Here is a 25,240-nt window from a genome sequence, read left to right as displayed (position 1 = left end):
TTTTTAGAATAAGTTAATTCCGCTAGAACATCACCCGATACGGAATCCGCCTGTCAAAACTGCGGCCCTTGAGGTCACGGTAACCCTTGCGAGCAGGCACCTGCATTCCCTGGCGAGCTGCGCGCGGAGCAATCGCGGTAGTTCCACTGCTGGAACTTTCGGACGCAACTTCGCTGCTCGAAGAATTTTCGGCGACAACAGAGCTGGAAGACTCCTTGATGCTAGAGGACGATTCCGGTTCAACAGCCGGCGGGGTCGCCTTCGCGAGTTTCACCTTCTGGTTGTCTGCGCCGGTGCGCACCCAGGTAATCACAGGCATGCCCGCGTCCTTCGAGACATTCAGCACGTCGCCCACAAAGTCGCTGTCGTAGTCGCCGTACAGGTAGTAGCCCTTTGCGGCAGAGGCATTTTCGATGCGGATTTCGCAGGCGGTCGCCGACGTCTTGACGGTATCGAGCAGCGTCTTGGGCGGGCAATAGTAGCGGCCGGTGCCGTAATTCTTAAGCATGTAATGGCGGGCATTTTTCGCGCTACGTTCTACGATCCAGAACTGGTTTGCATCCTTTTCGCTTTCGGGGCGTTGCACCACGATTCCGTTTTCTTCGACCAGCGACAGGGCGCTGTGCGAAACAGTCAGGCGGTACGTGCCGTTTTCTACAAGCGCATTATTTACCTTGTCTACACCCGTGGTGGTGCGCTTGATTTTCTGGATATTCGCATTCTCGTCGTAGTACAGGTAGTCGATATTCACGGAACGGCGGTAGGTCCAGCCGCCCGGAGCATTCGCGCCGTGATACATGAAATACCAGTGGCCGAGATACTTGAAAATCGCCTGGTGGTTCGTCTCGGAATTGTCGAGTTTGTCATTCAGCACACCCTTCTGCGTCCACGGACCATTCAGGCTCGTGGCCATCGAGTAATTCGTGGTAGACGGGTAGCCCGAGGCGTAACTGAAGTAGTAGTTGCCGCGGTACTTGTGCATCCAGGGAGCTTCGAAGAAATCCTTAATCTTGATGTCTTCGGGCGTACTCGCGAGCTCAATCATGTTTTCCTTGAGCTTCACGCGACGCCCCGCATTCCACGAGCCCCAATACATCCAGATATCGTTCCCGTCGTAGAAAATCGCGGGGTCGATATTCAGCGCGACATCGTTCTGGGTATCATCGGTCACGAGCGCCTTGCCAATAGCATCCTTCCACGGACCCGAGGGGTGATCGGCCACCGCGACTCCAATCGCGAAACCTTCATCGCGCACGACAGTCGCATGATGCACAGCCACGTACCAGTAGAACTTGCCGTTACGGTATTCGCAGTGGCCCGCAAAGGCGTTGCCGCTTGCCCACTTGAAGGTCCGCCACGAAAGCACTGCGCCGTAGTCATGGTAGTTTTCCATGTCGTCGGTCACCAGCACGTGCCAGTCGTTCATCAAGAAGAACTTGTTGTTGTTCCCCTGAGCGCCCTGCTCGTCGTGGCCCGCAAAAATGAACAGGCTATCGTTGTGCACGAGCGCCGCGGCATCGGCAGAGTAGAATTGAGTCGTAAGGGGGTTCGCCGCGAAACAGGCCGCAGCCAACAAAGAAAAAAATGCACCTAGTTTTTTCATATCAAGCCCCTAGAACATCACCCTGTACGGAATCTGCTTGTCAAAACTACGGCCCTTGAGGTCGCGGTAGCCCTTGCGCGCAGGCGTCTGCACATCGTTGCGAATTACGCGCGGAGCAATCGCAGTCGTTCCGCTGCTGGAACTAGACTGCGGTTCAGCGGTCCCTGAGCTGGTCGAAGGGTCGCTGGAGCTAGATTCCACCGGAGCCACGCTAGAACTAGATGCCGGCGGTTCGATAGAGGCGGCCTTTCCGAAGCGGATGTTGCCCACCAGCACTTCGCCGCTCATGCCGCTACCCGTGAGGTAGAAGTCCTTGACGCCCGAAAGCTTCTTGGTGGCAGAGCAGTTCACTTCGGTCCAGGCGCCGTTTGCGCAGCTCGAAGGAACAGTGCACTTGGAAAGTTCCGTACCCGAGGCAGAACCCTCGCGGATGCTGAGCGTCCCGCCGCTGCACTGCTGCAGTTCAACCTTGACTTCGGTGCTCCTGATGGAATCCGTCACCACGTTTTCGAAGATGGCGTAGCCGCCGTTCTTGACGGCAAGCTTGTCATCGTTCGTGAGGCGCACCTTGATGCCGTTATCGAAGCCGTTGCCCGGAATGGTATCGCGAATCACGCGCAAGAAGTCGATGCGGTCAAGTTCCGCAAAATTCTGGTCGGGCTCCACCTCGATAAAGTTGCCACCGCGCTTGAGCGTCGCCGGAATCATCGCCACGGACTTTTCGGGGAAACTGCCCCAGGCACCCGTCTTCGGGAGCTTCACCGTCTGCGCCTTTCCATTCACTGTTACTTTATGCGTAGCATCATTATCGCCGCCGTTCGCGTAGCGGTAACGCAGAATGTAATCGCCCGCCTGCATAATGTTCATCGGCAAGCGAATCTTGGAACCCTTCGTATTGATGTAGCCCACGTATTCGCCGTTCGAAGCTTCCTTCGTGTAATTGAAGGTCAGGTCATCCGTCGCACCGCGTGTCATAATGCCGTGTTCCGCCTCGGCACTCAGGTAGCGCCCGAGGAAGGGCTGTCCCATTTCGGGCCAGTTGTCATCGGTAAACACTAGGTCGCGAATGTGGATGTGGTTGTACTTGTCGCCGATCAGGTCGTAGTAATGATGCACAAAGCGGATGCGGTTCAGGTCCTTGAAGGCTTCGCCGCCGCCCGGGCCCACGTAACGGCTGTAACGCTGCATCAGGATGGTTCCGCCACCCTTGTTGAGTTCCTTGCCGCTGCGGTCCTTGTAGGTTCCGTTCACCTTGTCGGCGCGGCCCATGGCCGTCTTGTAGGTGGTCTGTTCAATTTCGTTACCTTGTTTGCAACATACGTCCCAGGCCGTGAACAAGAAATACTGTCCGCCGTGCTCGATGAGGCTCGGGCCTTCGATACCCGTACCGCCGCGCGTCGCAATCATGTAGTTCGTCTTGTCGTCGCTCGCCTGCTTGCCTGTCTTGGGGTCCAGCTTGATCAAGCGGATACCGCCCGCATTCCACGAGCCGTAAGTCATCCAGTACTGGCCATCGGGAGTCACCACCACGTCGGCATCAATCGCGTTATAGTTGTTGCTGTTCGTGGTGCGCGTCACTTCGCCCTGGTCCGTCCAGCCACTTGCCGGATTGGAAAAGTCCAGGTTCGCGTTCGTCGCGACACCGATTGCAGAGGTGCGCTGACCAAAAACGGAGCCGCAGTAGAACACGCCGTACTGGTTATTGAAATGGAACAGGTCCGGAGCCCAGATGCCGTCAGTCCTTCCGCCCACGGCATTCTTGAGCCACTGCGGGCTATCCCTGAAAATCTGGCCCTTCGAACTCCACTTGACCATGTCCGTCGAGGTCCACATCGCCAGGTTGTTATTCGTGGACATAAGGATGTAGCCATTCTCGTCCCTGTACATGGAGGGGTCATGGCCCCCTTGGCGCACGTCAGTTGCATACCACGACTGAGCGAACGCACCTTGGCCCGCCAAGGCGAGCGTGAAAATTGCCGCGGACACCACTCCGCGAGAATTTAATCCCATTACACCAAACATATTTATCTCCCTTTTTACTATAAGGTTTACTACTTCAAATATACGACCATTTTTATTAAAAGTCAATAGTTTCTACGCAATTTCAAACTAAATGATGTAATTTTTACAACACTTTGCTTAAAAAAAGTCCACATTTCGCAAAACACGCCCCGAAAGGCGCCTTAAACACCCGTTTATTCCTTTATAACCGCATATTGCAGGGCGTAGAAGAGTCGCATCCAGTTGTTGGACTGCGTGCCGTCAAAGAAGAATACCTCGTCGATACCGCCGCGAAGCCCGCCATAGCCGATCGCCGGGTTAAACGCAGTGGCAAAGCCCTCGCCCGCATCGAACTGTCTGGATTCCAGCAGCGTTCCGTCGATAAACGTGGTCACGCTATCGCCATGAATCTTGAACGAGTAGTTGTGCCAGGTTCCGTCGAGCACCCCGTTCGCACGCCCCACGACCGTGTTGTAGACACCCGTGCGCGTATCGAGCCTGAGGTTCACCGCACCCGATGTTCCGCGCTTTTGCAGGGTGAAGCCCACGCTATCCTTCTTGGCCGAAATAATTTGTGCGTACTCGCCCACCTGCATAGAATCGATATTGAACCAGATGGAGAGCCCCATGTAGTAGCCGTCTTCGGAGAAGGGCTTGAAATCGGAAATGTAGAACCAGTTGTCGGTAGAATCCACCCAGCGGGAATTGCCGAGCACAGACGCAAGCTCGTTGCCGGTAGCGAGTGCCGCTTCGGAAGGCACTATCGAATCAAAATGCTCCACATAGCGGGCCAGAGCCAAGTCAATCCGGTCGCTGGACTGGCACGATTCTACGATGTCAAGGGAAATCGCGCCATTCCCGTCGAAGGCTACCCGCGGCAGCACGCCCCAATAAACAGCGGAATCAGAAGCCTTTGCCGTGGGGACATCCGCAAGTTCGGCACGACTGAGACGCACCATGTTACCGTTAGCATCCAGCAGGCAGGGGTTCTTCACATCCGGGAGACGGACCGCGAAGGGAATGCTTTCGAACACCTCGTCCGAACTGGCCAAATCTACAAAACCCTCAGGAAGCACGAGCGCGACAGCGCCCTTGAATTCCGCATCCAGCGCACGGTCGATATTCGTGGAATTTTCCTCGACGTTCCAGGATACCGCCACGGAACGCACGTCACCTTCCAGAGGGTGCACCGAAACGGATTCGTAATCGCCCACGGGCAGGCTATCGAGCGACATCACGCCCGACGCGCACTCAATCGAGGTCGCCACATGCCTGTAGTCCACCGTATCTACATACAAAGTATCTCCCACGGTATCGGCACTCGCCTTGAACACCACAACGGTATCGCCCGCGACAACATCCAGGTTCTCGACAGAAACGAGAATCCGCGCAACGCCCTTGTTGCCCGTATTCGTCTCGATGAGGATTCCTGCGGAATCCGTAGAAGACGTATTGCTGCAGCCCGCAAAGAAGGCGAGCGCACAAACCGCGGCAAAAGCGAACGCGAGTCGTCCCGAACCAATCATATTCCTAAAGCATCCCATAAACACTTCCCTCCCTACGCCTCGCCCGCACCGGACGGTTTATTGTTTTCGCGGATATTGCTGAACACGTGCAGGTTCACATGTTCCACGACGGTCGGCGTTTCGTTATCGGCCATCACGATCTGGCGCACCTGCGCCTTGAACTTTTCGGCAGCCTTCTCGACCTTCGCCTGTGCGGATTTCGACACCGCAAACGTGAACGTGGTCATGTCGCGGGATTCGCTCCCTTCGGACTCCAGCGCCTGCTTCGAGAGTTCCAGGCACTGCTTCTGGAACTGGAGTACCATCTGGCTCTTGCTCTGCTGCACCGTGGCAAGACTATCCTTCGTCGGCTTCCAGAATCCGCGTTCGTCCTTGCGCACGAGCGACATTTTCTGCATGAGTTCAAGGCTTGCCTTCAGGCGCTTCTCGGACACGGGCGGGAAAATCTTCGCCGCAAGTTCCGACACGTCGTCGCCCACATCCATCACCTCGAGAATCGCATAGACCGTGCTGTTGTACCAGTTGCCAAAGAACTCGTAGCTGTCCGGGTCCACAATCGCCTGCGGGTTCTTGTTCAGGCGCATCATGGCATCAAACGCCGCCTCGCGCACCTGGGCAGTCTTCCCCTGGTCGAAATCGACCATCGCCTCGAAATACCTCGCCTCGTTACCCTTGAGCCCGATAACGTTGATAAAGCGCTCGCGCATGTTGTCGGTCACGCGCTTGCCCTGCACCACGTCGTTGAAATAGCTGCGGGTATTGGGGAGCCCCAGCAAGTTGCAGAACTCGGTACGCGAAAACGAAGGCTCCGCCGCCTGGCGGCGCTCCTGGTATTCGGCCAGGAACTTGCGGAACTTGGTAAACTCGAAAATGTTTACGAAGGTATTCATGATATTAAATATACATAAAAATGTAGTACATGGTATAGTAAAAGTTAAAAATTTTCCCGGTACGGGACGCGTTCAAGCCCCGCCTCGGGGTGTTGACATTCGAAACAGGCGCAAAAAATGGCGAAAACGAAACATTTTTCGGCAATTTCTCTGCAAATGTGGACATTTTATAGTAACAAATAGTCAACAAACTTTGTAAACTAAGGTAAAATATTGAGAAAGTGTAGACTTTTAATAAAAATTTGGATTATATTAATTTTCGGTACGATTTGTACCGCAACCCCTTCTAGGGAGGAAAATATGGTGTGTGGAAATAGGAAAAAGGCGCTTGCGCTCTGCGCGGCGCTATCTCTCGGGGTGGCCGCCCAAGCATTCGCGGCGCCCCGGCAAATGGAAAACCTAAGCCGCGGTCTCGTGGCCGCGAACGTCGGAAAAGGCATGCTGGTCAGCTGGCGCCTGCTCGGGAGCGATGCCCCGAATACCGAATTCAACCTCTACCGTGACGGGACAAAAATTGCGACCATCGCAGGGAACGGCGCGACAAACTACCTCGACGCTTCGGGCAAGGCGACCTCCAAGTATACGGTCGCCGCAGTCGTGGACGGCAAGGAAGGCGCGCAGGCCGGGCTCTCGTTCGTGTTCGACAAGTCGGCCAGTTCCGACGGCAAGAACATCCCGTACGCGACCCTCAAGCTCGACCGCCCGGGCGACCTCAAGATGCCCGACGGTTCCAGCTGCAGCTACACCTCGAACGACATGAGCGTGGGCGACCTGGACGGCGACGGGGAACTCGAACTCGTCGTAAAGTGGGACCCGAGCAACCAGAAGGACAACTCGCAGAGCGGCTACACGGGCAACGTGTATATTGACGGCTACAAGATGAACGGCAAAAAGCTGTGGCGCATCGACCTGGGCAAGAATATCCGCGCGGGCGCCCATTACACGCAGTTCATGGTCTACGACCTAGACGGTGACGGCATCGCCGAAGTTGCCATGAAGACAAGCGACGGCACCATCGACGGTACGGGCAAGGCCATCGGCGACAAGAGCAAGGATTACCGCACAAAGACCGGCACCATCATGAGCGGGAACGAGTTCCTGACCGTATTCAACGGCAAGACGGGTGCAGCCATCACGACCATCGACTACGTGCCGGGCCGTAATGTCACCAAGAACTGGGGCGACACCTACGGCAATCGCAGTGAACGCATGCTCGCGGCCATCGCCTACCTCGACGGTGTGCACCCGAGCCTCGTGATGATGCGCGGCTACTACACCTACGCCTACGCGGTCGCCTACGACTTCGACGGCAAGCAGCTCAAGCAACGTTGGTACCACAAGTCCGAAACGAGGGGCCAGGGCATCTTCGGCGAAGGCAACCACAACGTTTCCGTGGGCGACATCAACGGCGACGGCAAGGACGAAATCGTGTTCGGTTCCGCGGCGCTCAAGTCCGACGGTACGCTCCTTTACCGCACGGGGCTCGGACACGGCGACGCGCTCCACCTCTCTGACATGGACCCCGACCGCCCGGGCCTTGAATCGTGGGACGTTCACGAAGAAAAGTCTGCCGCCTACACCGACGATTTCCGCGGCCCCGACGGCAAGATCATCTGGGGCACCAAGCAGCCGAACCCGGGCGTAGACAACGGCCGAGGCCTCGCCGCAGACATCGACGCGGACCACCGCGGTTTCGAGATGTGGAGCAGCGCGGGTGACGGCGTGAAGAACGTGAAGGGCCAGAAGATTTCGGGCAGCAAACCCTCGGTGAACTTCCGCATCTATTTCGACGGAGACCTGCAAGACGAACTGCTTGACGGCGCAATAGACAAGTGGAGCACCAAGGACAAGAAGGCAAACCGCTACTTTACCTACGGCAACGTGAACAAGTCCACTACGAACAACGGAACAAAGAAGAACCCGAGCCTCGTAGCCGATTTGTTCGGCGACTGGCGCGAAGAACTTATCCTGCGTTCAGGCAGCGACGCCTCCATGATTACGATTTTCGGCACTCCGGTCACGACAGATTACCGCGTGTACACCCTGATGCACGACCCGCATTACCGCGTGAGCATTGCCTGGCAGAACGTGGCCTACAACCAGCCGCCGCACCTGGGCTACTACCTGCCCGACGCGGTAAAGAACCTGAAGCAGCCCTCCATTTACCTTACAGGTGACGGTACTACTCCCGTGGTTGTTGACCCGGTGATTGTCGACCCCGTCGTTCCCGAAATCAAGCACGACATGACGAAGGAATCGTTCGTGGATGCATCCGCCCCGGCAGAAGGTAAAGGCACCTTCGAAGACACGAACGAAGGCTGGAAAGAGAAGGGCTACTACAACTTCGACAACGATGCGGCGAGCTTTGCCACCTGGAAAGTGACCGCAAAGGAAGACGCGAAGACGACCGTTTCTATCGTGTTCGCAAACGGCGGAAACGACGCCCGCAATATGAACTTGTCCATAAACGGTAGCGAAGCGGTCAGCGTAGAACTGCCTTCTACCGGCAGCTGGACCACCTGGCAGGAAGTCCAGGTACCCGTAAACATCGTGAAGGGTGAGAACACACTCAAGCTCACCTCCACCACGGAGAACGGCGGCCCGAACGTGGACGGTTTCTACTTCGGGGTACCGGGTGTGACGCTTTCCTCTGCAGAAGGGACGACCGCCCTTGCGACAGGCGTACAGAAGTTTGCCCGTGGCGGATATGCCGAAATCGAGATTTACAACATGGGTGGCCGCATCGTGGGGACCATCGCGAAGTTTGTCGCCGCGGGCGAGAGCGCCGTGGACCTCTCGCAGGAACCGCTCCCGAAGGGCAACTACTTTGTGCGTGTAAAGATCGACGGCAAGTACGTTTCCAAGGGCATTTTTAAGAAATAGATCCCCCATAAACTCCACGCCTAACGCCCTTTCTCGGAAGGGCGTTGGGCGACTTTTTGACTATTATCGGATTTCACAAAAAAGGGATTGGTTTAAAATGAACGGATTTTATTCAAAAATTTGGCAAGGCCTAGTGGCAATTTCCATGGTCATTGCCCCGGCAGCCGTATGGGCGAAAGTAACCATCTACATGTGTGGCGATTCCACCATGCAGGACTGGAACGCAGGCTATTATCCCAAACAGGGCATCGGCCAGAATTTCGGATACTTTTTCGATTCCGGGCTCGCGACCGTCAAGAACTACGGTGCAGGCGGTACCGCCGCAGAAACTTATTACAACGGCGGGAAATGGACCCCGGTCAAGAACGCCCTCCAAAAAGGCGACTACGTATTCATCAAGTTCGGCATCAACGACCGCAACTACAGCTCCGAAGCCGGTTACCGCACCTACATGACCAAGATGATCAACGAGGCGAAGGCCAAGGGGGCCTACCCCATCATCGTGAATCCGGTACGCCGCAGCGATTTCCGAGGAACAAAGCAGGATTCAATTTACGAATCCTACCACAACTACCCGATTATCGCACGCGAACTTTCGAAAACGCTCAACACGCCCATCATCGACATGGACACCCTGAGCCGCAACTACCTGCTTTCCGTAGGCCAGTTCTACGCCCACCATTATTTAAACGTGGTACTTGACAAGGGCGAATACAGCAACTACGCGAACGGGAACAACGACAACCTTCATTTCCAGCAGAACGGAGCCATCGCTTTCGGACGCATCATTACCGAGCAGCTGCGCGTTCACCCGGACGCTCAGGTGAAAAAGCTTGCCGACTACCTGGCGCCCATGTACAAGGTGGACGTAAAAGTCAGCCCCGCAGGTTCCGACCAGGCGACGACAATCAGCTCCTATTACCCCAAGGGCATGACGGTAACGCTCAAGACCACCCCGAAATCCGGCAAGAAATTTCTCGGCTGGTATGACGGCAACGGCAAAAAGGTAAGCGGGAACGCGAATACCACGGTAAAATCAGACAAGATATACACCTTCGTCATGGGTTCTGCCAGCACGCAATACACCGCAGTTTATGAAGGCGGCACCGCAGAAAAATATACCGGCGACGGCAAGGCTTTGACAAGTTTCCCGACAGGGACGCCGAAAAAGCTTTCCGACGTGACTTACTCCGTAGACACTACCGCGAAAGACACCGTCCAGGAAGAAGAAAAGCATGTAAGCCTGGACATCAAGAACTTTATCGACGCCGCCAATCCCGACACGGGAAACGGCGCCACCGAGGCAAACCACGAAGGCTATACGGGAAACGGTTTCTTCAATTTTGAAAACGTGCTGAATTCTTCCGCCGAATACAAGATGAAGTTTCCCTCCGCAGGCTACGTGACTATGGGAATCCGCTATTCCTTTGCCGGCACCGAGGAACGTTCGCTGAACGTGTACCTCGACCACGATTATATCGTGAAGTTCAAGCCCACGGCAGATTGGGACACCTGGGACACCGCCTACGTGGATCTGGATCTCATCAATGGCGAAGGAATCCTCAAGTTCATTTCCATGACCGAAAACGGAGGGCCGAACATAGACGCATTCGGGTTCAGCGTCGACGGCGTGGAACGAATCGTTCCCGAAGTCGAGACAACATCCCTGAAAGGCAACATTCTTTCTGTCGCGAAAAACGAAAACACGAGGATAGATGTTTTCGACATGTCGGGCCGTCTGGTCGCCCGCAAGCTCTCCGGCAGCGACAACATAGACCTGTCCGACATCGTCCAGGCAAGCGGAATCTACCGCATTGTCGTCCGCAACGGGAAACACAAATTTAGCGCCACCTGGGCCAACGTAAAATAAGGAGCCAGCATGAAGAACTTTTTCAAATACGCCATCGTGGCCGGCCTGTTTACAAGCCTTGCCGTGAGCGACACCACATCCTTCACCATCCATGTCATCGGCGATTCTACGGTCTGCAACTACAAGGATTCCGCATACCCGCAAAAAGGTTGGGGCCAGGTGCTGAACAACTTCTTTGACGCTTCCCGCGTGAAAGTAAACAACGTGGCTATTGGCGGGCGCAGTTCCAAGAGTTTCATTGTGGATGGCCGCCTAAAAAGCCTCGAGCCAAACATCCAGAAAGGGGATTTCGTGTTCGTGCAGTTCGGGCATAACGACCGCACCGCAAACAAGCCGGAACGCTACGTGCCCCAGGATTCCTTCCCGTATTACATGAAACAGTACATCACGACGGCGCAAAAGCGCGGGGCAACCCCGGTGTTGGTTTCTACCGTCACCATGAGCGGTTCGCGCAACGTATTTTCTACCGGAAGCAACAACTACGATTCCCGCGGTATGATGCTAAAGCTTGCGAAGGATTACAAGATTCCCTTCGTAGACTTGAACATGAAATCCTACAATACCTATAACAATACATACAAAGGAATGATGGATTCGTATGTCAAGAAATTCCTTTATATGCAACTGGACGCAGGGCTTTACCCCAACTACCCCAACGGCAGTAACGACGGGAATACGCACTTCCAAGAAATGGGCTCCATGGGCCACGGCACCATGATTGCAGAAGAACTGGAAAGGGGCGTAAACGACACCTTCCTTTCGCCCGAATCAAAGGCAGAACTCACAAAACTCGTTTCGGCGTTACGCCCCCGCTACAAGGTGACCGTAAAGGCGAACATCGCGACAAAGGGCGCAATCACTCAGGACCAGAGTTTCCCGGGAGGTTCCCCCATGACCCTTCGGGTGGCACCCGCAAGCGGCGAGACCTTTGAATATTGGGCAGACGAGAACTGCAAGAAAATTTCGTCCAACAAGCTCTACTACGGTTTCAAGACGCCTAACCACAATACGACCTACACCGCCATGTTCAAGGGCGGCGCCGCCTGTGTCGCAAGCTCAACTACCGAAAACGAAAGTTCCAGCTCTGTAGCGCCCGAATCTTCCAGTTCCGAAATCCCGCAATCCAGTTCCGCCATCGTAGAATGCTCCAACCTCAAGGGAATCAAGGCTTGGCCATCGCCCATCGACATGGCAAACCCGGACAAGGGAGACGGCACCACCGACACGAATCACGAGGGCTACGTAGGCAAGGGATTCTTCAACTTGACCAACGACATTTCCAGCACGGCTACATACAAACTTACATCCGACAGGTCAGCCACCAACGCGCGAGTTATGGTGCGCTACGCATTTGACGGAACCGAAAATCGCGATATGAAAATCAAAATCGATGCAGTCTCCTACGATATAAAGCTGCCCCCTACCGGCGGCTGGGATATCTGGGACACCGCCTACGTGGAAGACGTTTGGCTCGACGCCGTGGATTTCGACATGGTCCTCTATTCCACAACAAATAACGGAGGCCCCAACGTTGATATGGTGTCCTTTACCAACGAGGCCGTACACCGGGTCGGATGCCCCGTCGCCGAAGTACTCAAGGACTCTAGCGGCACGCAGGACCCCGAAAAGGGCACCACCATCGCCGCCACCATGCAAAAGAAGCAAATGGGTTTTGACCCTCGGAACCTCACATTCCGTTCCGCAGGCGGTTTGGCACGCATACAAATCATGAATGCACTCGGCAAGACGATTCTTGACGAGACCCGCATGGTTTCGGCCGGCAACGAAGCAATCCTGCAAGGAGGCGCTCGACTTTCGGCCGGTCGCTACTACTTGCGCATAGAACTTGACGGGAAAAACGCCATTTTTGCGCATTTTGCGGTATCGGGGGAATGAATTTACAAAAAAAATTAAAATTTTTCTTGCTTTTCTAAAAATTTTATAGTACATTTTGTAGTACAAGCACAAACGCGTGTAAAAGGGATGTTATTATGGATTACAAAACTGAAATCAAGGGCTACGACACCCTTGTCAAAACAGCCACGATGGTGACTGTCGCAGCGCTTCTGGCCGCATTCTCCATGACCGAAGCCGCCGAAAACTACAAGTTTGACTTTGGCGAGGGCCCGGTTGCCGCGGGCTACACGCAAGTCAAGGCAAGCACCAAGTACAGCGACTCGCAGGGTTTCGGTTTCGAAAGCGGGACGGTTTCTTCGGTAGACCGTCTGTGGGACGACGACCTCACCACGGATTTCTTGACGGCGAAGGGCGACATGGTTTTCTCGGTGGCGCTACCGCAAGGCAATTACGAGGTGACGTTCATTCTCGGTGACGGCGAGAACGAAAGCGAAACCACCGTATGGGCCGAAAACCGCAAGCTCATGCTCGACCGCGTCACCCTCGCCGGCGGCGTGTTCAGCAGGCAGACCGTTTCGCTCAGGCGCATGGAAACAAGAAGCATGGACGGCTCGGTGACCATGAGCATCAAGGACCGCGAAAAGGATTACCGCACCTGGGACAAGAAGCTCACCTTCGTCATCAGCGGCAAGGCGCCCGCCGTCGCAGGAATCGAAATCAAGCGAAACGACAACGTGACCACGCTCTGGCTCTGCGGAAATTCCACCGTGGTCGACCAGATTATGGCACCGTGGGCGGGCTGGGGCCAGATGGCCCCGGGATTTTTCAAATCCAGCCTTGCCATCGCGAACTACGCCGAATCGGGCCTTACCGCCAGCGGGTTCTACAGCATGAAGCGCCTCGCCAAGATTCTCTCCGAAGTCAAGAAGGGCGACTTCGTGACCGTGCAGTTCGCGCATAACGACCAGAAGAATCAAAACGATGTGAACAACTACGAAACGACCCTCACCAAGTACGCAAACGAAATCAAGGCGAAAGGCGCTACCCCGCTGTTCGTGACATCCACCGCAAGGCAGAACGAGACCGACCCGAAAACAGCCGTGGGCGGGCTCCCCGAACGCATGCGCGCCCTCGGGAAAAAACTCGGCGTCACCGTGCTTGACCTGAACCAGCACAGCATCACGCTCGGCAAGGCCCTCGGAGGCAACAAGGAAAAAATGTACATGTACACCGCGAGCGACAAGACGCACTTCTGCGAATACGGCGCCTACGAACTCGCCCGCGCGAACATCGAAGAAATCAAGGCGAAAGTGCCCGAACTCGCCAAGCACCTACGCGACGACCACGAGGCATTCGATTCCAGCAAGCCCGATCCGCTCGACGTCCTTACACGGGCAAAGACGCCCATCACCGAAGGCGGCTTGATTCAGGTGGAGCCGGAATCTAGCAGTTCCGAAGAGCCGGAATCATCTTCCAGCGCAGAAATCGCCGGTCCGCAGTCTTCCAGCGCAGAAGGAACCGAGAGCATCACCGCCGCCGAATCCATGATGCAAAGCAATGCAATCAACGGGCGAATCGACGGTAGCAAGCTCCGTCTCGAGGGAATCGACGGCGGCGCGCACGACATCAGCGTCTTCGACATGCAAGGCCACCGCATCGCGGAATTCTGCGCAGTGCAGGGGAGCGAACTTCACGTAACCCTACGGCAAGGCGCCTACCTCGTCAAGGTCTCGCAAGGCAACAGGACCCTCGGGATATTCAAGGCCGTAAGGCGATAACTCTCTCGCAACAACACACCTCCAAAAAATCCCCGGCCACCTCGGCTGGGGATTTTAGACTTTTGAGAATGACTGCGCGGGTTTAATGCGCCAAAGATGACCGCGAAGTTTACGGAACCTCAACAGAATCCAGAATCTTCTGCACGACGGTCTCGGCAGAAACTTCTTCCGCTTCGGCCTCGTAGCTCAGGATAATGCGGTGGCGGAGCACTTCCATGGCGACGGCCTTCACGTCTTCGGGCGTCACGTAGGCACGGCCCTGAATAAACGCATGAGCCTTCGATGCCTGGGCAAGACCGATAGAAGCACGCGGAGAGGCGCCCACTTCCACAAAGCCCACCAGGTCGCTACGCTTGATGCTGCCCGGATCGCGGGTCGCAAGCACCAGGTTCACGATGTATTCGCGCACGCGTTCGTCCACGTACACCTGCTTCACCAGCTGGCGGGCGGCGAGGATATCTTCCTTCGTGGCGACGGCCTGCGGCTGACGGAGCCCCGCACCGGCGACGGCGTCCAGAATCTTCATTTCGTCGGCCTTGTTCGGGTAAGACACCTTCACCTTCAACAGGAAACGGTCCACCTGGGCTTCCGGCAGCGGATACGTACCTTCCTGCTCAATCGGGTTCTGCGTAGCAAGCACCAGGAACGGCTCGTCCAGCTTGAACGTCTCGTCGCCGATGGTGATATGGCGTTCCTGCATAGCTTCGAGCAAGGCGCTCTGCACCTTCGACGGAGCACGGTTAATTTCGTCGGCGAGCACCAGGTTCGTAAACAGCGGGCCCTTGCGGGTCTCGAACTTCGCTTCCTTCGCGTTGTAAATCGTGGTACCCAGCAAGTCGGCCGGCAACAGGTCGGGAGTGAACTGGATGCGCTTGAAATCGAGCGAAACGGCATCGGCGAAAGCCTTCACCGCCGTCGTCTTGGCAAGACCCGGAAGGCCTTCCAGCAGCACGTGACCGTCGGCCAAAATGCCCGTCAGAATGCTTTCGACTAGAGCCTTCTGGCCAATAACTGTTCCTTCCACTTCACGCAGCAAGTTCATGCAGAATGCGCTCTGCTGGCGCACCTTTTCCGAAAGTTCCTGAATATCCATTAGTGTACCTCTAAAATTTTTACGGACATTAAAATACAAAAATTGCCCCGAAAAAAACAAATTCTCCCCGTTTATGTTACATTTATTGCGAAATATGGAACGTTTTACCGAAGAAGAACTTAAAAAATACGAGAAGGAAATCCGATACAAACCCCTTCCCGTGCTTTACCGCGAGCGCGATGCCGTCAAGAACGACCCCTCGCCCGAACGGCAGAATATCGTCAAGGCCCGCATCGAGGCGCTTGAAGACCGCGAACGGAGAATCAGAAACGCCAGGGAACGAGAAGAGGAAAAAAGAAGAATCGAAAATCCATTTGACAAAACAGAGCTATTCGGTTTCCTTTTGCCCATCGCCGCCACATTTGTATTCTGCATTATCATGCTTCTCTTCGGATCAGGGCATGGAGGTCGCGGCTTAATAGACGAAATCGTCCGCAACCCTTCGCTCATTGCGAACCTTAAAATAAGGTGGCTTTTGTCCCTCGCCAAATACCTCCCTGCAATCGGAATTTTCACTTGGTATTCGACCTACATTCCCTTTTTCAGAGTTTACTTTTGGAGGGACGAAAGTTCATCAAGCAGCGACACTCCAAGCTATTGGCTCAGGAACTTCAAGATAGCCCTGAGCATCGCGTCGTTCTTTTTCTTCTACTCCATAGAAATATTCGCCAGCGGCAAATACAACGGATTCTTCTATAACGGCACCGGCCTCCCCGCATACATCATCGCGCTAGGTTACCTAGTCGCATCTACTTTGTACATCATCAACGCGTTTCGCCCCTTAATCAAGAAACTCCAGCCCAAGTACGGGATAACCCTGCTCGCCTTCGCAGCTGCTCTAGAACTAATTATCAGCAATATTTTCGGATAATCAAAAATTGTATATTAATCACCAATGATTCACCAAGTTGACAAACCCGTGCACCGCACCCAACTACGCCGTACATTGGGTAAAGAATTTTATATCGCCAAGCGCCGGCTCACCTGGTTCTTTTCCAAAACTCGGTTTGCCAAAGTAGACCATTCCGTCAATTTTTCAAACGTCTGGATAGACCACAAGTCCATTCTTTTGCGCAAGTTGAAAGACGTGGATATGTACCTTCAATACAACAAGATTACCAACTTGAAGCTCGCTGTCGCCAAACTGGATGGCGTAGTAATCAAGCCCGGTGAAACTTTTTCTATCTGGCGCCTAGTGGGCAGGCCCAGCAAAAAGAATGGCTATAAAGAAGGCATGATGATTCACAACGGAAAAGTTGGCTCGGGTATAGGCGGCGGATTGTGCCAACTCGGGAACTTGCTCTATTGGATGGCTCTACACACGGATCTCACGATCAAGGAACGCTGGCGCCATAGTTTTGACGTTTTCCCCGACGCCGGGCGAACAATTCCCTTTGCATGCGGGGCCACGCTGTCGTACAATTACATAGACCTTCAACTGCAAAACAACACGAATCATGCGTTCCAAATAAAACTCTGGGTTGATGACGAATATTTGAATGGGCGTATATCATCTGATATCCCCCTCTACTCAAAATACGAGGTCTACGAAACCGACCATCGTTTTGAACTCCAGTGGTGGGGCGGTTATACACGGCACAATTGCATTTGGAAGCGCGTTACCAACACGCATACAGGCGAAGAAACAACGGAATTGATTACCGAGAACAATGCGATTATGATGTACAATCCGATGCTGGAACGATAAAAATCAGTCTTCAGTTTTTCCCAAAAATACAAGAAGGGTTACACCCCTAAAGTCCCGCATACATCATCGCGCTAGGTTACCAGGTTGCATCTACTTTGTACATCATCAACGCGTTTTACCCCATAATCAAGAAACTCCGCCCCAAGTTCGGCATAACCCTGCTCGCCTTCGCCGCAATCCTCGAAGCATGCGTCAAGAACTGCTTTTCGTAAAGACATAAAAAGGGGCACCCCCTAACACCCCCGTGGCTACTTGCTGTAATTCCATTCCTTTAAGAAAAAGGCATAGTTCAACTGAAAATAAAAGCGGTTGTTCGGCGCCCCGATTTCCCGTCCATAGCGAAACTCTGCCGAAAATCCTTTATACACAACATAAGCACCAGCACCAAACTCCGAATAAACCTCAGGATACAATTTATTGAAAGTGCAACACCCCGGATCATCAATAACCCTATACGAATTGCGCGAAATGTGTTCACTTATTCCCACCTTGAAATTTTCAGAGACAGGATACTGTTCAACAAACATCACGCCACCCATATGACGCATTCTCGACGACACATCATCACCTCGATCATCGGCGGCAAATCCGTACCACCCCTGAACCCCAAAATACCGGGATCGGCCACCCATAATGGTTCTGTAAGTATAATCTTCTAAATCCAATGCCACTACCCCATAAGGAGTGGCAAAAGACAGCGCTAAATCCGTATTCCAATACCCTTCTTCATATGATACCGATTCATCGTCCCGCCCAGGAATTTTCCTATTATCCAAATCCCCTGTTCTTACCGCTCCGCCAGCAACGAAATTAATTCCATTCCTCGCATTCATAAACTGCGCGGCAGACGGAGGATGGCTAGAACACCCCGCAAGCAGCAGGGCACACACCATCAACACAATCCACAAAATTCCGCGAGCCATTATCTACAAAATAGAATTTCTCGGCAAGAATCGGATTCATTCCATCCAGCAATTTGTAAGTTTCATCAAATAAAGCAGACCATATTCCCGGCACTGGGAATATGGTCCACACTATCATTTTCCCCACGCGGGGAAAATGATCCGTACCTCATTTATAAGAAGAGCCCTTATCCGCAGATTTTTTTGTATATTTCCCCATAGTAGTAGCGATTAACCCCGCTGACACCGAGAAATTGACGCCGTTGGCGTCCGTACCATAGTCTCGGTCATAGTTTCAAGCAAGCATGAAACTGCGATCTGGTCTTTTACCACAGGATTCTCAAATGCCACGTGTTAATCGACTTGAAAGCCACAAAAATCCAGTACGACGATATCGCACAGATGAACCTGTACCTAGCCTATTACCGGAAAAATGTAATGGAAAAGGGAGACAATCCCCCTGTAGGAATTTTAATGTGCACCAAGGCTGGCAAGGAACTTGTGGTGTACCCGCTAAGGCCCAGCAGGACGAGTGCCGGTGTGTAGAAGGCCCACACAAAGTTGTGCGCTATGGTAGCGGCGATTTCGCGGGCGCTGTGGTCGGCCCCCGTCGCACCCGAAATGCCGACGCACACGTCGCAGCAGAAAAACAGCACCATCCCCCACTTGATAAGCTTCGCGTTCCCTGAAGGGAAATACCCCTTCCCGCGGGCCTTGCAGGCGACAACAAGCGAACAGGCGACAAACACTCCGTAGGCCGCCACAATCGGGACAGTCGGCTTATCGAACAGGCCGAATGCGAAAGAGGTTGCGGCAACAGGCAGCGCGCCAAGCGGGATGCACAAGATTCGCGGGAAGTTCCGGTCCGAATCGCTCCCGCGGGAATGGCGAAAAATAAAGAGGGTCTGCACCGCCATAAAGAAGCAGATGCCAAGCAGGTTCACATGCAGGACCTTCATGCAGAATTCCGCACACAGTGCAAGCACGAACGCAGCCTGCAAAAGACGCCTGTCCTTCGGGCAAATGCCGTCACCGCCTATGAGAAAAACGACAACAGTCATGATGGCCGGAATGGCGAGCTTTAAAAGGTGCCGGCATCCGTAGCAACCGACAAGGCACTGTTCCACAGCGCCGCAACGGCAAAATGCCATCCAGTCCATCGCGATGGAAAAGACCGCAAGGACTGCTACCGCGACAACAAGCGAACCGACAACCTTTTTTTTCATTTTTCTTCCCGCCTACAAATATAATCCAAATCGGACGTCGCACTTGACGCCTGCGAAGTCCGCATAATTCATCCACACTGCGCACCCGACACTCACGCCGTTGATAAGCACGTCCTCGTCCTCGATGATATTCTTGCGGTTCTGCAATGTATGTTCGTAGCGCACGCCCACTGAATAATGGTACAAGGGTTCAACACGATCCTCGCTATCGAACGGCCTATAAGATGTCACGCCCATGCCGACTTCGGGCGCGATTTTCCAGATGCCGTTCATGTCGATTGGCGGCCTGTAGAATAATTCCCCATTGATGAAGTACATCGACGCATTCGCTCCCCCGCCCGCCATTGCGTAAAACTCACCAAACCGAAAAACAAAGCCGAAAACAAGATCCAGCCCGAACATCACCTCCCTATCTTCGGCGACAAACGGGGCCGTCAAGGCCAATCCCAAATAGTGGCTCTTATAATTCCGATTTTTCTCGTTCCACTTTTTCCTGTTCTCCTTGAGTGTGCGCTCCCTCTCCCGTTCTCTCGCCTCGCCTGCACCTTTCTCGTCTGCCGCCTTTCTCCGCTGGCATTCCGTATCGTCCTTGTCGCAAGAAGTCGCCCAATCAGCAAGGCCCAAAATCACCTCCAGTACGGTAGGCTTTTCGTCCTCGCTATATGATTTTGAAGAACCCGCCCATGCTGGAAAAACAAGCATGCACACGCATACCAGAATCATCCACAAATTGTGTTTCGGCGAGAACATAACTAAGCCCCATATTCATGAAGATATATTAACGCGCTTGAAAATGAGCGTAGGTTATCAGCAAATTCAGTGCGTTCATCGGGATTATAGATCCCCGCCTTCTCCCCAAAGAGGATAACTCTACTATGGCAACAAGTTGCCAAGTATCGTATAGCGGGGATGACAAGTAAAGCGGCGGGAATGACATACCGTCGTTTATTTCTTCTTCGCTTTCGGGGCGGGCACTTCCGGCAGCATCGCGTCCAGAAGCTTCGCCAAAAATTCACTGTCTTCAATCTGGTCATTAGTCACGCGGAGCATGGGCTTCGCACCTTCGTAGGGCAACTGCTTTTTGGCGCCGGGGAGCATCGCCACAGCCGCCGGCACGGGCTTCACCAGCAGGCGGTCATCGTAAATCCCGCCGAAGATTTTCCCGTCGGCATACAGAATGTACTCGCCCATCATCTTGCGGGTGGTCACGCGGAAACCACCTTCAAGCAGCTCCCCATTGAACTGCTCCAAAACGTGGTCACGAAACTTCTCTGAACTCGGCATGGTTACAATATAACAATTAATTTGTATATTCTCCCTATGCTCAACTACGTATTCCTTATCCTCGCCATTGTCGCAGAAGTCGCCGGCACCACGCTCCTCAAGATGTCGGAACAGTTCACCAAACTCGTCCCGTCCATCGCCTCGCTCGTCTGCTACGTGGCATCGCTGTACCTGCTGAGCCTTTGCCTGCGCGCCATCCCCATCGGCATCGCGTACGCTACCTGGTCAGCGCTCGGCATCGCCCTCATTACAATAAGCGGCATATTCTTTTTCAAGCAGACGCCCGACTTGGGGGCCATCGTGGGGCTCGTCCTGATTGTTTCCGGCGTTGCCGTGCTGAATCTATTCTCGAAGATGGATATCCACTAGAGCTAGAATTCCGGCATGCTGAAATCTCCGTAAAGCTCGCGGCCGTCGAATACCCAGACAACCATCTTTTTGCCTTCCAGGAATTTTGAACGGCCCTTGAACAAGGTCGGTCCAAAATTGCCTCCACCGATTCGGCTGCGGGTAAAGGTCTTTATCCCTGTCGCCTGCGCTATGTAAGCGCCAATATTGGACGAACTGTTCCAGCCAAAATCGGCATTGCTGTCGCCGATAACCACGATGGGAGCGTCCTTGGAACCATGGTAGCGTTTACCTTCGGCATCTACGGTCTTTAGCACACGCACGTCGTAATCGGGATAGCTGTTATACTTCAGGTGGTAAAGATTCCCGGAGCCGGGGACAACCGTATCGCGCAGGAACCACTCTCCCCTCGGGACATCCAAATCCATCTCGTTGATGGTATCGGCAATCATCTGGGCAAGCAGTTGCCGACCCGCGCTGGTATAGTGGCTCTCGTACGCCTCGAACATGGGCGTTTCCTCGCTCTTTTCAAGAAACTCCTCCACGGCATCGACAACGACAACGCCTTCGTCTTGCAGAGCGCCCACCCATTCCTCATATTGCGGGGCGACAATCCCTCCCGACAATTCTTCCGAATAATGTTCCGCCTCGATTTGCAGTTTATCCGGAACAGGCACCACAACCAGTTTGATACCACGCGCTTCCAGTGAATCATTGAAGGCGACAAAAGAATTCAAGTTTTCTTTCCAGTCCACCACCAAGTTGACAAGACTTTCTTGCAAGAAAATCCAGCCGTCTTCGCCACTTACCGCACAGCGGGCCTCTTTCAGTTCACCGCCGCATTTTTCAAGATCGTCTTCAATCTGTTCCTGAACTTCCGGTGGGATTTCGGGGCGCAAAGACCACCAAGCCGTGACAAGCATCGCCGCCACCGTCGCAAGCCCCAAGGCTACCATCAGACATTTTCGAGAAACCATTGCAGTGTCAAATTTAGTTTTTATATTTGTTTATTGCACACAAAATACTTGTAGGAGAAGATAATATGAACTTCAAACGCTCTAGCAACATTGTAATCGCGGCACTTGCTTTCGGGATTGCGCTTGTCGCCTGCGATTCCGATTCGTCTTCCGGCCCGCAAAACGAACCCGCCTCTTCGAATGTGTATGCCCGCGACAGCTATGGCCCTACTAGTTATGGCGAAATTATTTTGGTTTCAAGCTCCAGCGCCGCACCGAAGGACGTCGTTCTGAGTAGTAGCGAAAAATCGAGCAGCAGCGAGACAAGTGTGTCCAGTTCGTCTGCTGCTGCCGTCTCGAACGTGGAATACGGCACGCTCACTGATTCCCGCGACGGCAAGAGCTACAAGACCGTGAAAATCGGCAACCTCACGTGGATGGCCGAGAACCTGAACTTTGACAACAGTGCTACTGCCACGGGTTCCATCGATTCCAGCTTCTGCTACGACGGTATTCCCGCGAACTGCGAAAAGTACGGCCGCCTCTACCAGGAATACGCCGCGACGGCCGTGTGCCCCGAGGGTTGGCGCCTCCCCACTGCGGACGACTGGCGCGACCTGACCACTACGGCGAAGAGCGAATTCGGCGACAACAACGGCTCCCTGCGTGCCGTGGGTGAGTGGGAAGACACGATTTTTGGGGACAACGTAACGGCCACGAACGCAAGCGGGTTCTCCGCTCTCCCGGCAGGTTACCGCGCCAAGACGGGCGAATGCGACGGCGAGGGCACCAAGGCCTATTTCTGGGGCGAAGACAACATAAATCACTACGCCTGGATACTCTCGAACCAATACGACATGGAGAAGGAATCCATGCAGCGCGGGTACTTCGCCTACGCCGTGCGTTGCGTCAAGGACTAGTAAATCAGAAACCGCGGACTAGGACCCGCGTTTCATCTCGGCCATAACCATGCCCGCGACAATCGCTACCGCACCCGCGATGGCGATAGGTGTGATGCGTTCCCCGAGGGCGATGACCGCCGTGATGATGGTGACGAGCGGGATGGCGTAGATGTAGTTGCTCGCGAGTACCGTGCCGAGCTGCTTCAGCACCTTGTTCCATGCGAGGTAGCCGAGCAGCGACGAGAAAACCGTGAGGCAGACGAAGTTGAACGATACGACCGGCTCCGCGAAATTTTGCCACGGGATATCGAACGTTTTGTGGATATCGCCACCCGCCTCGAAGAATAGCGCGGGTAGCGACATGAGCGCCCCGTAAAAGAACATCTTGCGGGTTATGAACAAAGTAGAATACACTCCGTTGAACTGGCGCACGACCAGCGAATAGATGGCCCACATGACGGACGAGGTGAACGCGAGCATGTCGCCCACGGGCGAAAGCTTCAGGATGAATTTCCCGTTCAGTACCACGAGCACCATCCCGACAAACGTGATCAGGCACCCGACAACCTGCCGCTTGCCGAGGCGCTCCGCCTTGTACAGGATGCCCCCGAAAATCATGGTGAGCAGCGGGTTCGTGCACACGATGAGCGAGACGTTGCTGCTGGGCGAAAGCGAGAGCGCCGTGTTCTCGGCCCAGAAGTAGAGCGTGCAGCCCGTGATGCCACAGACGAACAGGATGATTTCGTGTTTCCAGTTCTCGCAGCGGAACTTCTTGTGGGATGCCGCGAGCAAGATAAGGTAGGTGACCGCGAACCGCAGCGTAAAAATCTGCACCGCGGTAAAACCGTGATTCAGCAGCACCTTCGTGCTCACGAAACTCGTGCCCCAGAACGCAATCGTCGCGATGGCGAGGATATGCCAGAGGGCCATGTTGTTGCGCGCGGGTGTCATCGATGCCAAAGATAGAAAAAGGGATGCTTAGCCGTCGGTCGATTTTAAATTTATGCAAATATTTGCATAAACGCATTGACAAGGTATAGTCTTTTTCTATATTTGCCTACATAACAAATAGGTTTGGCGACCCCGGGTCGATGACTATCTATATTTGAATGCGTAATTAAACAAGAGGCAAAAATGTCCAAGATCGAAACTTTGTGCGTACAGGGCGGCTGGCAGCCGAAAAACGGCGAACCGCGCGTCCTTCCCATCTATCAGAGCACCACTTTCAAGTACGAGTCCAGCAACGCGATGGCCGACCTGTTCGACCTGAAGGCCAGCGGCTACTTCTACACGCGACTGCAGAACCCGACCAACGATGCCGTGGCATCCAAGATTGCGGCCATGGAAGGCGGTGTCGCTGCGATGCTCACGAGTTCCGGTCAGGCGGCGAACTTCTTCGCCGTGTTCAACATCTGCGAGGCGGGCGACCACTTCATCAGCACCAGCGCTATTTACGGCGGTACGAGCAACCTCTTCAGCGTTACCATGAAGAAGCTCGGCATTGAGTGCACGTTCGTGGACCAGGATGCGAGCGATGAGGAAATCGAGAAGGCTTTCCGCCCGAACACCAAGTGCTTCTTTGGCGAGACGGTGGCTAACCCCGCCGGCAAGATTCTGGACCTGGAACGTTTCGCGAAGCTTGCCCACAAGCACGGCGTGCCGATGATTGTGGACAACACGTTCCCGACTCCGATTCTTTGCCGCCCGATTGAATTCGGCGTTGACATCGTGACGCATTCCACCACCAAGTACATGGACGGTCACGCGATGGCCGTGGGTGGCTGCATCGTGGATAGCGGTAACTTCGACTGGGAAGCCCATCACGACAAGTTCAAGGGCCTCACCGAACCGGACCCGAGCTACCACGGTCTTGCCTACACGAAGGCTTTCGGCAAGGGTGCCTTCATCACGAAGGCTACGGCCCAGCTCATGCGCGACCTCGGCAGCATCCAGGCTCCGCAGAACGCGTTCCTCCTGAACGTTGGCCTTGAAACGCTTCACCTGCGCATGCCGCGTCATTGCGAAAACGCTCTCGCCTGCGCGAAGTTCCTGCAGAACCACCCGAAGGTGGCCTGGGTGGACTACGCGGGCCTCGAGGGCAACAAGTACCACGAACTTGCGAAGAAGCAGTTCAAGGGCGGGCTCCCGTGCGGCGTGCTCACCTTCGGCATCAAGGGTGGCCGCGAAAAGAGCATCCAGTTCATGGACAACCTCAAGATGATTTGCATCGTGACTCACGTGGCCGACGCCCGCAGCTGCGTGCTGCATCCGGCAAGCCACACGCACCGTCAGCTCAGCGACGAACAGTTGATCGAGGCAGGCGTCGCTCCGGACCTGATCCGCTTCAGCGTCGGTATCGAGAACGTCGAAGACATCATCGCGGACCTCACGCAGGCTTTGGACAAGGTGTAAT

At 54.3% G+C, this 25,240-nt stretch carries 20 protein-coding genes and 1 pseudogene; 10 read left to right on the top strand and 11 right to left on the bottom strand.

Going from position 1 to position 25,240, the window contains the following annotated elements; all coding sequences use genetic code 11:
* Positions 1-22: 22 nt before the first annotated feature.
* The 4 genes from B4B27_RS07965 to B4B27_RS07950 form a co-directional block, all read right to left on the bottom strand.
* Entirely contained in the window at positions 23-1,603 is a 1,581-nt protein-coding gene (locus tag B4B27_RS07965) for a glycoside hydrolase family 43 protein (RefSeq protein ID WP_290725397.1), read from the bottom strand.
* A 9-nt stretch (positions 1,604-1,612) separates the two neighbouring features.
* Positions 1,613-3,613, bottom strand: a complete 2,001-nt coding sequence (locus B4B27_RS07960; protein WP_290725395.1) for a family 43 glycosylhydrolase — start codon at positions 3,611-3,613, stop codon at positions 1,613-1,615.
* 185 nt (positions 3,614-3,798) lie between these two features.
* Complete coding sequence (locus tag B4B27_RS07955) at positions 3,799-5,130, bottom strand: LamG-like jellyroll fold domain-containing protein (protein WP_290725393.1); 1,332 nt, start codon at positions 5,128-5,130, stop codon at positions 3,799-3,801.
* A 32-nt stretch (positions 5,131-5,162) separates the two neighbouring features.
* Positions 5,163-6,020 (bottom strand): TIGR02147 family protein, encoded by an 858-nt coding sequence (locus tag B4B27_RS07950; protein ID WP_290725391.1) that lies wholly within the window; start codon positions 6,018-6,020, stop codon positions 5,163-5,165.
* A gap of 300 nt (positions 6,021-6,320) precedes the next feature.
* On the opposite strand from B4B27_RS07950, the gene B4B27_RS07945 reads away from it, so the two are divergent.
* The 4 genes from B4B27_RS07945 to B4B27_RS07930 all read left to right on the top strand — a co-directional run bounded on the left by B4B27_RS07945 (position 6,321) and on the right by B4B27_RS07930 (position 14,408).
* On the top strand, positions 6,321-8,903 hold the full coding sequence (locus B4B27_RS07945) for a carbohydrate-binding protein (protein ID WP_290725389.1): 2,583 nt from the start codon (positions 6,321-6,323) through the stop codon (positions 8,901-8,903).
* A 133-nt stretch (positions 8,904-9,036) separates the two neighbouring features.
* Complete coding sequence (locus B4B27_RS07940; RefSeq protein ID WP_290725387.1) at positions 9,037-10,773, top strand: GDSL-type esterase/lipase family protein; 1,737 nt, start codon at positions 9,037-9,039, stop codon at positions 10,771-10,773.
* A 9-nt stretch (positions 10,774-10,782) separates the two neighbouring features.
* Positions 10,783-12,669 (top strand): GDSL-type esterase/lipase family protein, encoded by a 1,887-nt coding sequence (locus tag B4B27_RS07935; protein WP_290725385.1) that lies wholly within the window; start codon positions 10,783-10,785, stop codon positions 12,667-12,669.
* A gap of 95 nt (positions 12,670-12,764) precedes the next feature.
* A complete protein-coding gene (locus B4B27_RS07930; protein ID WP_290725383.1) occupies positions 12,765-14,408 on the top strand; it encodes an SGNH/GDSL hydrolase family protein in 1,644 nt (547 codons plus the stop codon).
* A 109-nt stretch (positions 14,409-14,517) separates the two neighbouring features.
* Here B4B27_RS07930 and B4B27_RS07925 read toward each other — a convergent pair whose 3' ends face one another.
* Positions 14,518-15,501 carry an AAA family ATPase gene (locus tag B4B27_RS07925; protein WP_072807678.1) on the bottom strand — a complete coding sequence of 328 codons (984 nt, stop codon included), beginning with the start codon at positions 15,499-15,501 and terminating at the stop codon, positions 14,518-14,520.
* Between the two features lie 94 nt (positions 15,502-15,595).
* Between B4B27_RS07925 and B4B27_RS07920 the strand changes: the two genes are divergently transcribed.
* Positions 15,596-16,372 (top strand): hypothetical protein, encoded by a 777-nt coding sequence (locus tag B4B27_RS07920; protein WP_290725377.1) that lies wholly within the window; start codon positions 15,596-15,598, stop codon positions 16,370-16,372.
* A gap of 27 nt (positions 16,373-16,399) precedes the next feature.
* Entirely contained in the window at positions 16,400-17,209 is an 810-nt protein-coding gene (locus B4B27_RS07915) for a VanW family protein (RefSeq protein ID WP_349678241.1), read from the top strand.
* A 248-nt stretch (positions 17,210-17,457) separates the two neighbouring features.
* Here B4B27_RS07915 and B4B27_RS07910 read toward each other — a convergent pair whose 3' ends face one another.
* A complete protein-coding gene (locus B4B27_RS07910; RefSeq protein WP_290725371.1) occupies positions 17,458-18,132 on the bottom strand; it encodes a hypothetical protein in 675 nt (224 codons plus the stop codon).
* 330 nt (positions 18,133-18,462) lie between these two features.
* Here B4B27_RS07910 and B4B27_RS14645 point away from each other — a divergent pair.
* Positions 18,463-18,585: pseudogene (locus B4B27_RS14645) on the top strand (PDDEXK nuclease domain-containing protein); the annotation flags it as partial.
* On the opposite strand, the gene B4B27_RS07905 reads toward B4B27_RS14645, so the two are convergent.
* From B4B27_RS07905 to B4B27_RS07895, 3 genes are all read right to left on the bottom strand, one after another.
* Complete coding sequence (locus B4B27_RS07905) at positions 18,534-19,337, bottom strand: hypothetical protein (RefSeq protein WP_290725369.1); 804 nt, start codon at positions 19,335-19,337, stop codon at positions 18,534-18,536. The pseudogene B4B27_RS14645 and the gene B4B27_RS07905 overlap by 52 nt on opposite strands.
* A 12-nt stretch (positions 19,338-19,349) precedes the next feature.
* A complete protein-coding gene (locus tag B4B27_RS07900; RefSeq protein WP_290725367.1) occupies positions 19,350-20,087 on the bottom strand; it encodes a hypothetical protein in 738 nt (245 codons plus the stop codon).
* A 195-nt stretch (positions 20,088-20,282) separates the two neighbouring features.
* The gene (locus tag B4B27_RS07895) at positions 20,283-20,621 is read right to left on the bottom strand and encodes a TfoX/Sxy family protein (protein ID WP_290725365.1); all 339 of its coding nucleotides are present in this window, start codon (positions 20,619-20,621) and stop codon (positions 20,283-20,285) included.
* A 36-nt stretch (positions 20,622-20,657) separates the two neighbouring features.
* On the opposite strand from B4B27_RS07895, the gene B4B27_RS07890 reads away from it, so the two are divergent.
* Positions 20,658-20,990 carry a DMT family transporter gene (locus B4B27_RS07890; RefSeq protein ID WP_290725363.1) on the top strand — a complete coding sequence of 111 codons (333 nt, stop codon included), beginning with the start codon at positions 20,658-20,660 and terminating at the stop codon, positions 20,988-20,990.
* A 2-nt stretch (positions 20,991-20,992) separates the two neighbouring features.
* Here B4B27_RS07890 and B4B27_RS07885 read toward each other — a convergent pair whose 3' ends face one another.
* Entirely contained in the window at positions 20,993-21,946 is a 954-nt protein-coding gene (locus B4B27_RS07885) for an alginate O-acetyltransferase AlgX-related protein (RefSeq protein ID WP_290725361.1), read from the bottom strand.
* Between the two features lie 65 nt (positions 21,947-22,011).
* Here B4B27_RS07885 and B4B27_RS07880 point away from each other — a divergent pair, with 65 nt between their 5' ends.
* The gene (locus B4B27_RS07880; protein ID WP_290725359.1) at positions 22,012-22,845 is read left to right on the top strand and encodes an FISUMP domain-containing protein; all 834 of its coding nucleotides are present in this window, start codon (positions 22,012-22,014) and stop codon (positions 22,843-22,845) included.
* 18 nt (positions 22,846-22,863) lie between these two features.
* Here the strand turns inward: B4B27_RS07880 and B4B27_RS07875 are convergent, their stop codons facing one another.
* Positions 22,864-23,778, bottom strand: a complete 915-nt coding sequence (locus B4B27_RS07875; RefSeq protein WP_290725357.1) for a DMT family transporter — start codon at positions 23,776-23,778, stop codon at positions 22,864-22,866.
* 183 nt (positions 23,779-23,961) lie between these two features.
* Here B4B27_RS07875 and B4B27_RS07870 point away from each other — a divergent pair, with 183 nt between their 5' ends.
* Positions 23,962-25,239 (top strand): O-acetylhomoserine aminocarboxypropyltransferase/cysteine synthase family protein, encoded by a 1,278-nt coding sequence (locus B4B27_RS07870; protein ID WP_073114155.1) that lies wholly within the window; start codon positions 23,962-23,964, stop codon positions 25,237-25,239.
* The last annotated feature ends 1 nt before the right edge of the window (position 25,240 follow it).

Source organism: Fibrobacter sp. UBA2449 (genome assembly GCF_002342555.1).
Taxonomy (GTDB): domain Bacteria; phylum Fibrobacterota; class Fibrobacteria; order Fibrobacterales; family Fibrobacteraceae; genus Fibrobacter.
Note: the sequence above shows the minus strand (reverse complement) of the source record. Positions and strands in the feature narration are given on the sequence as shown.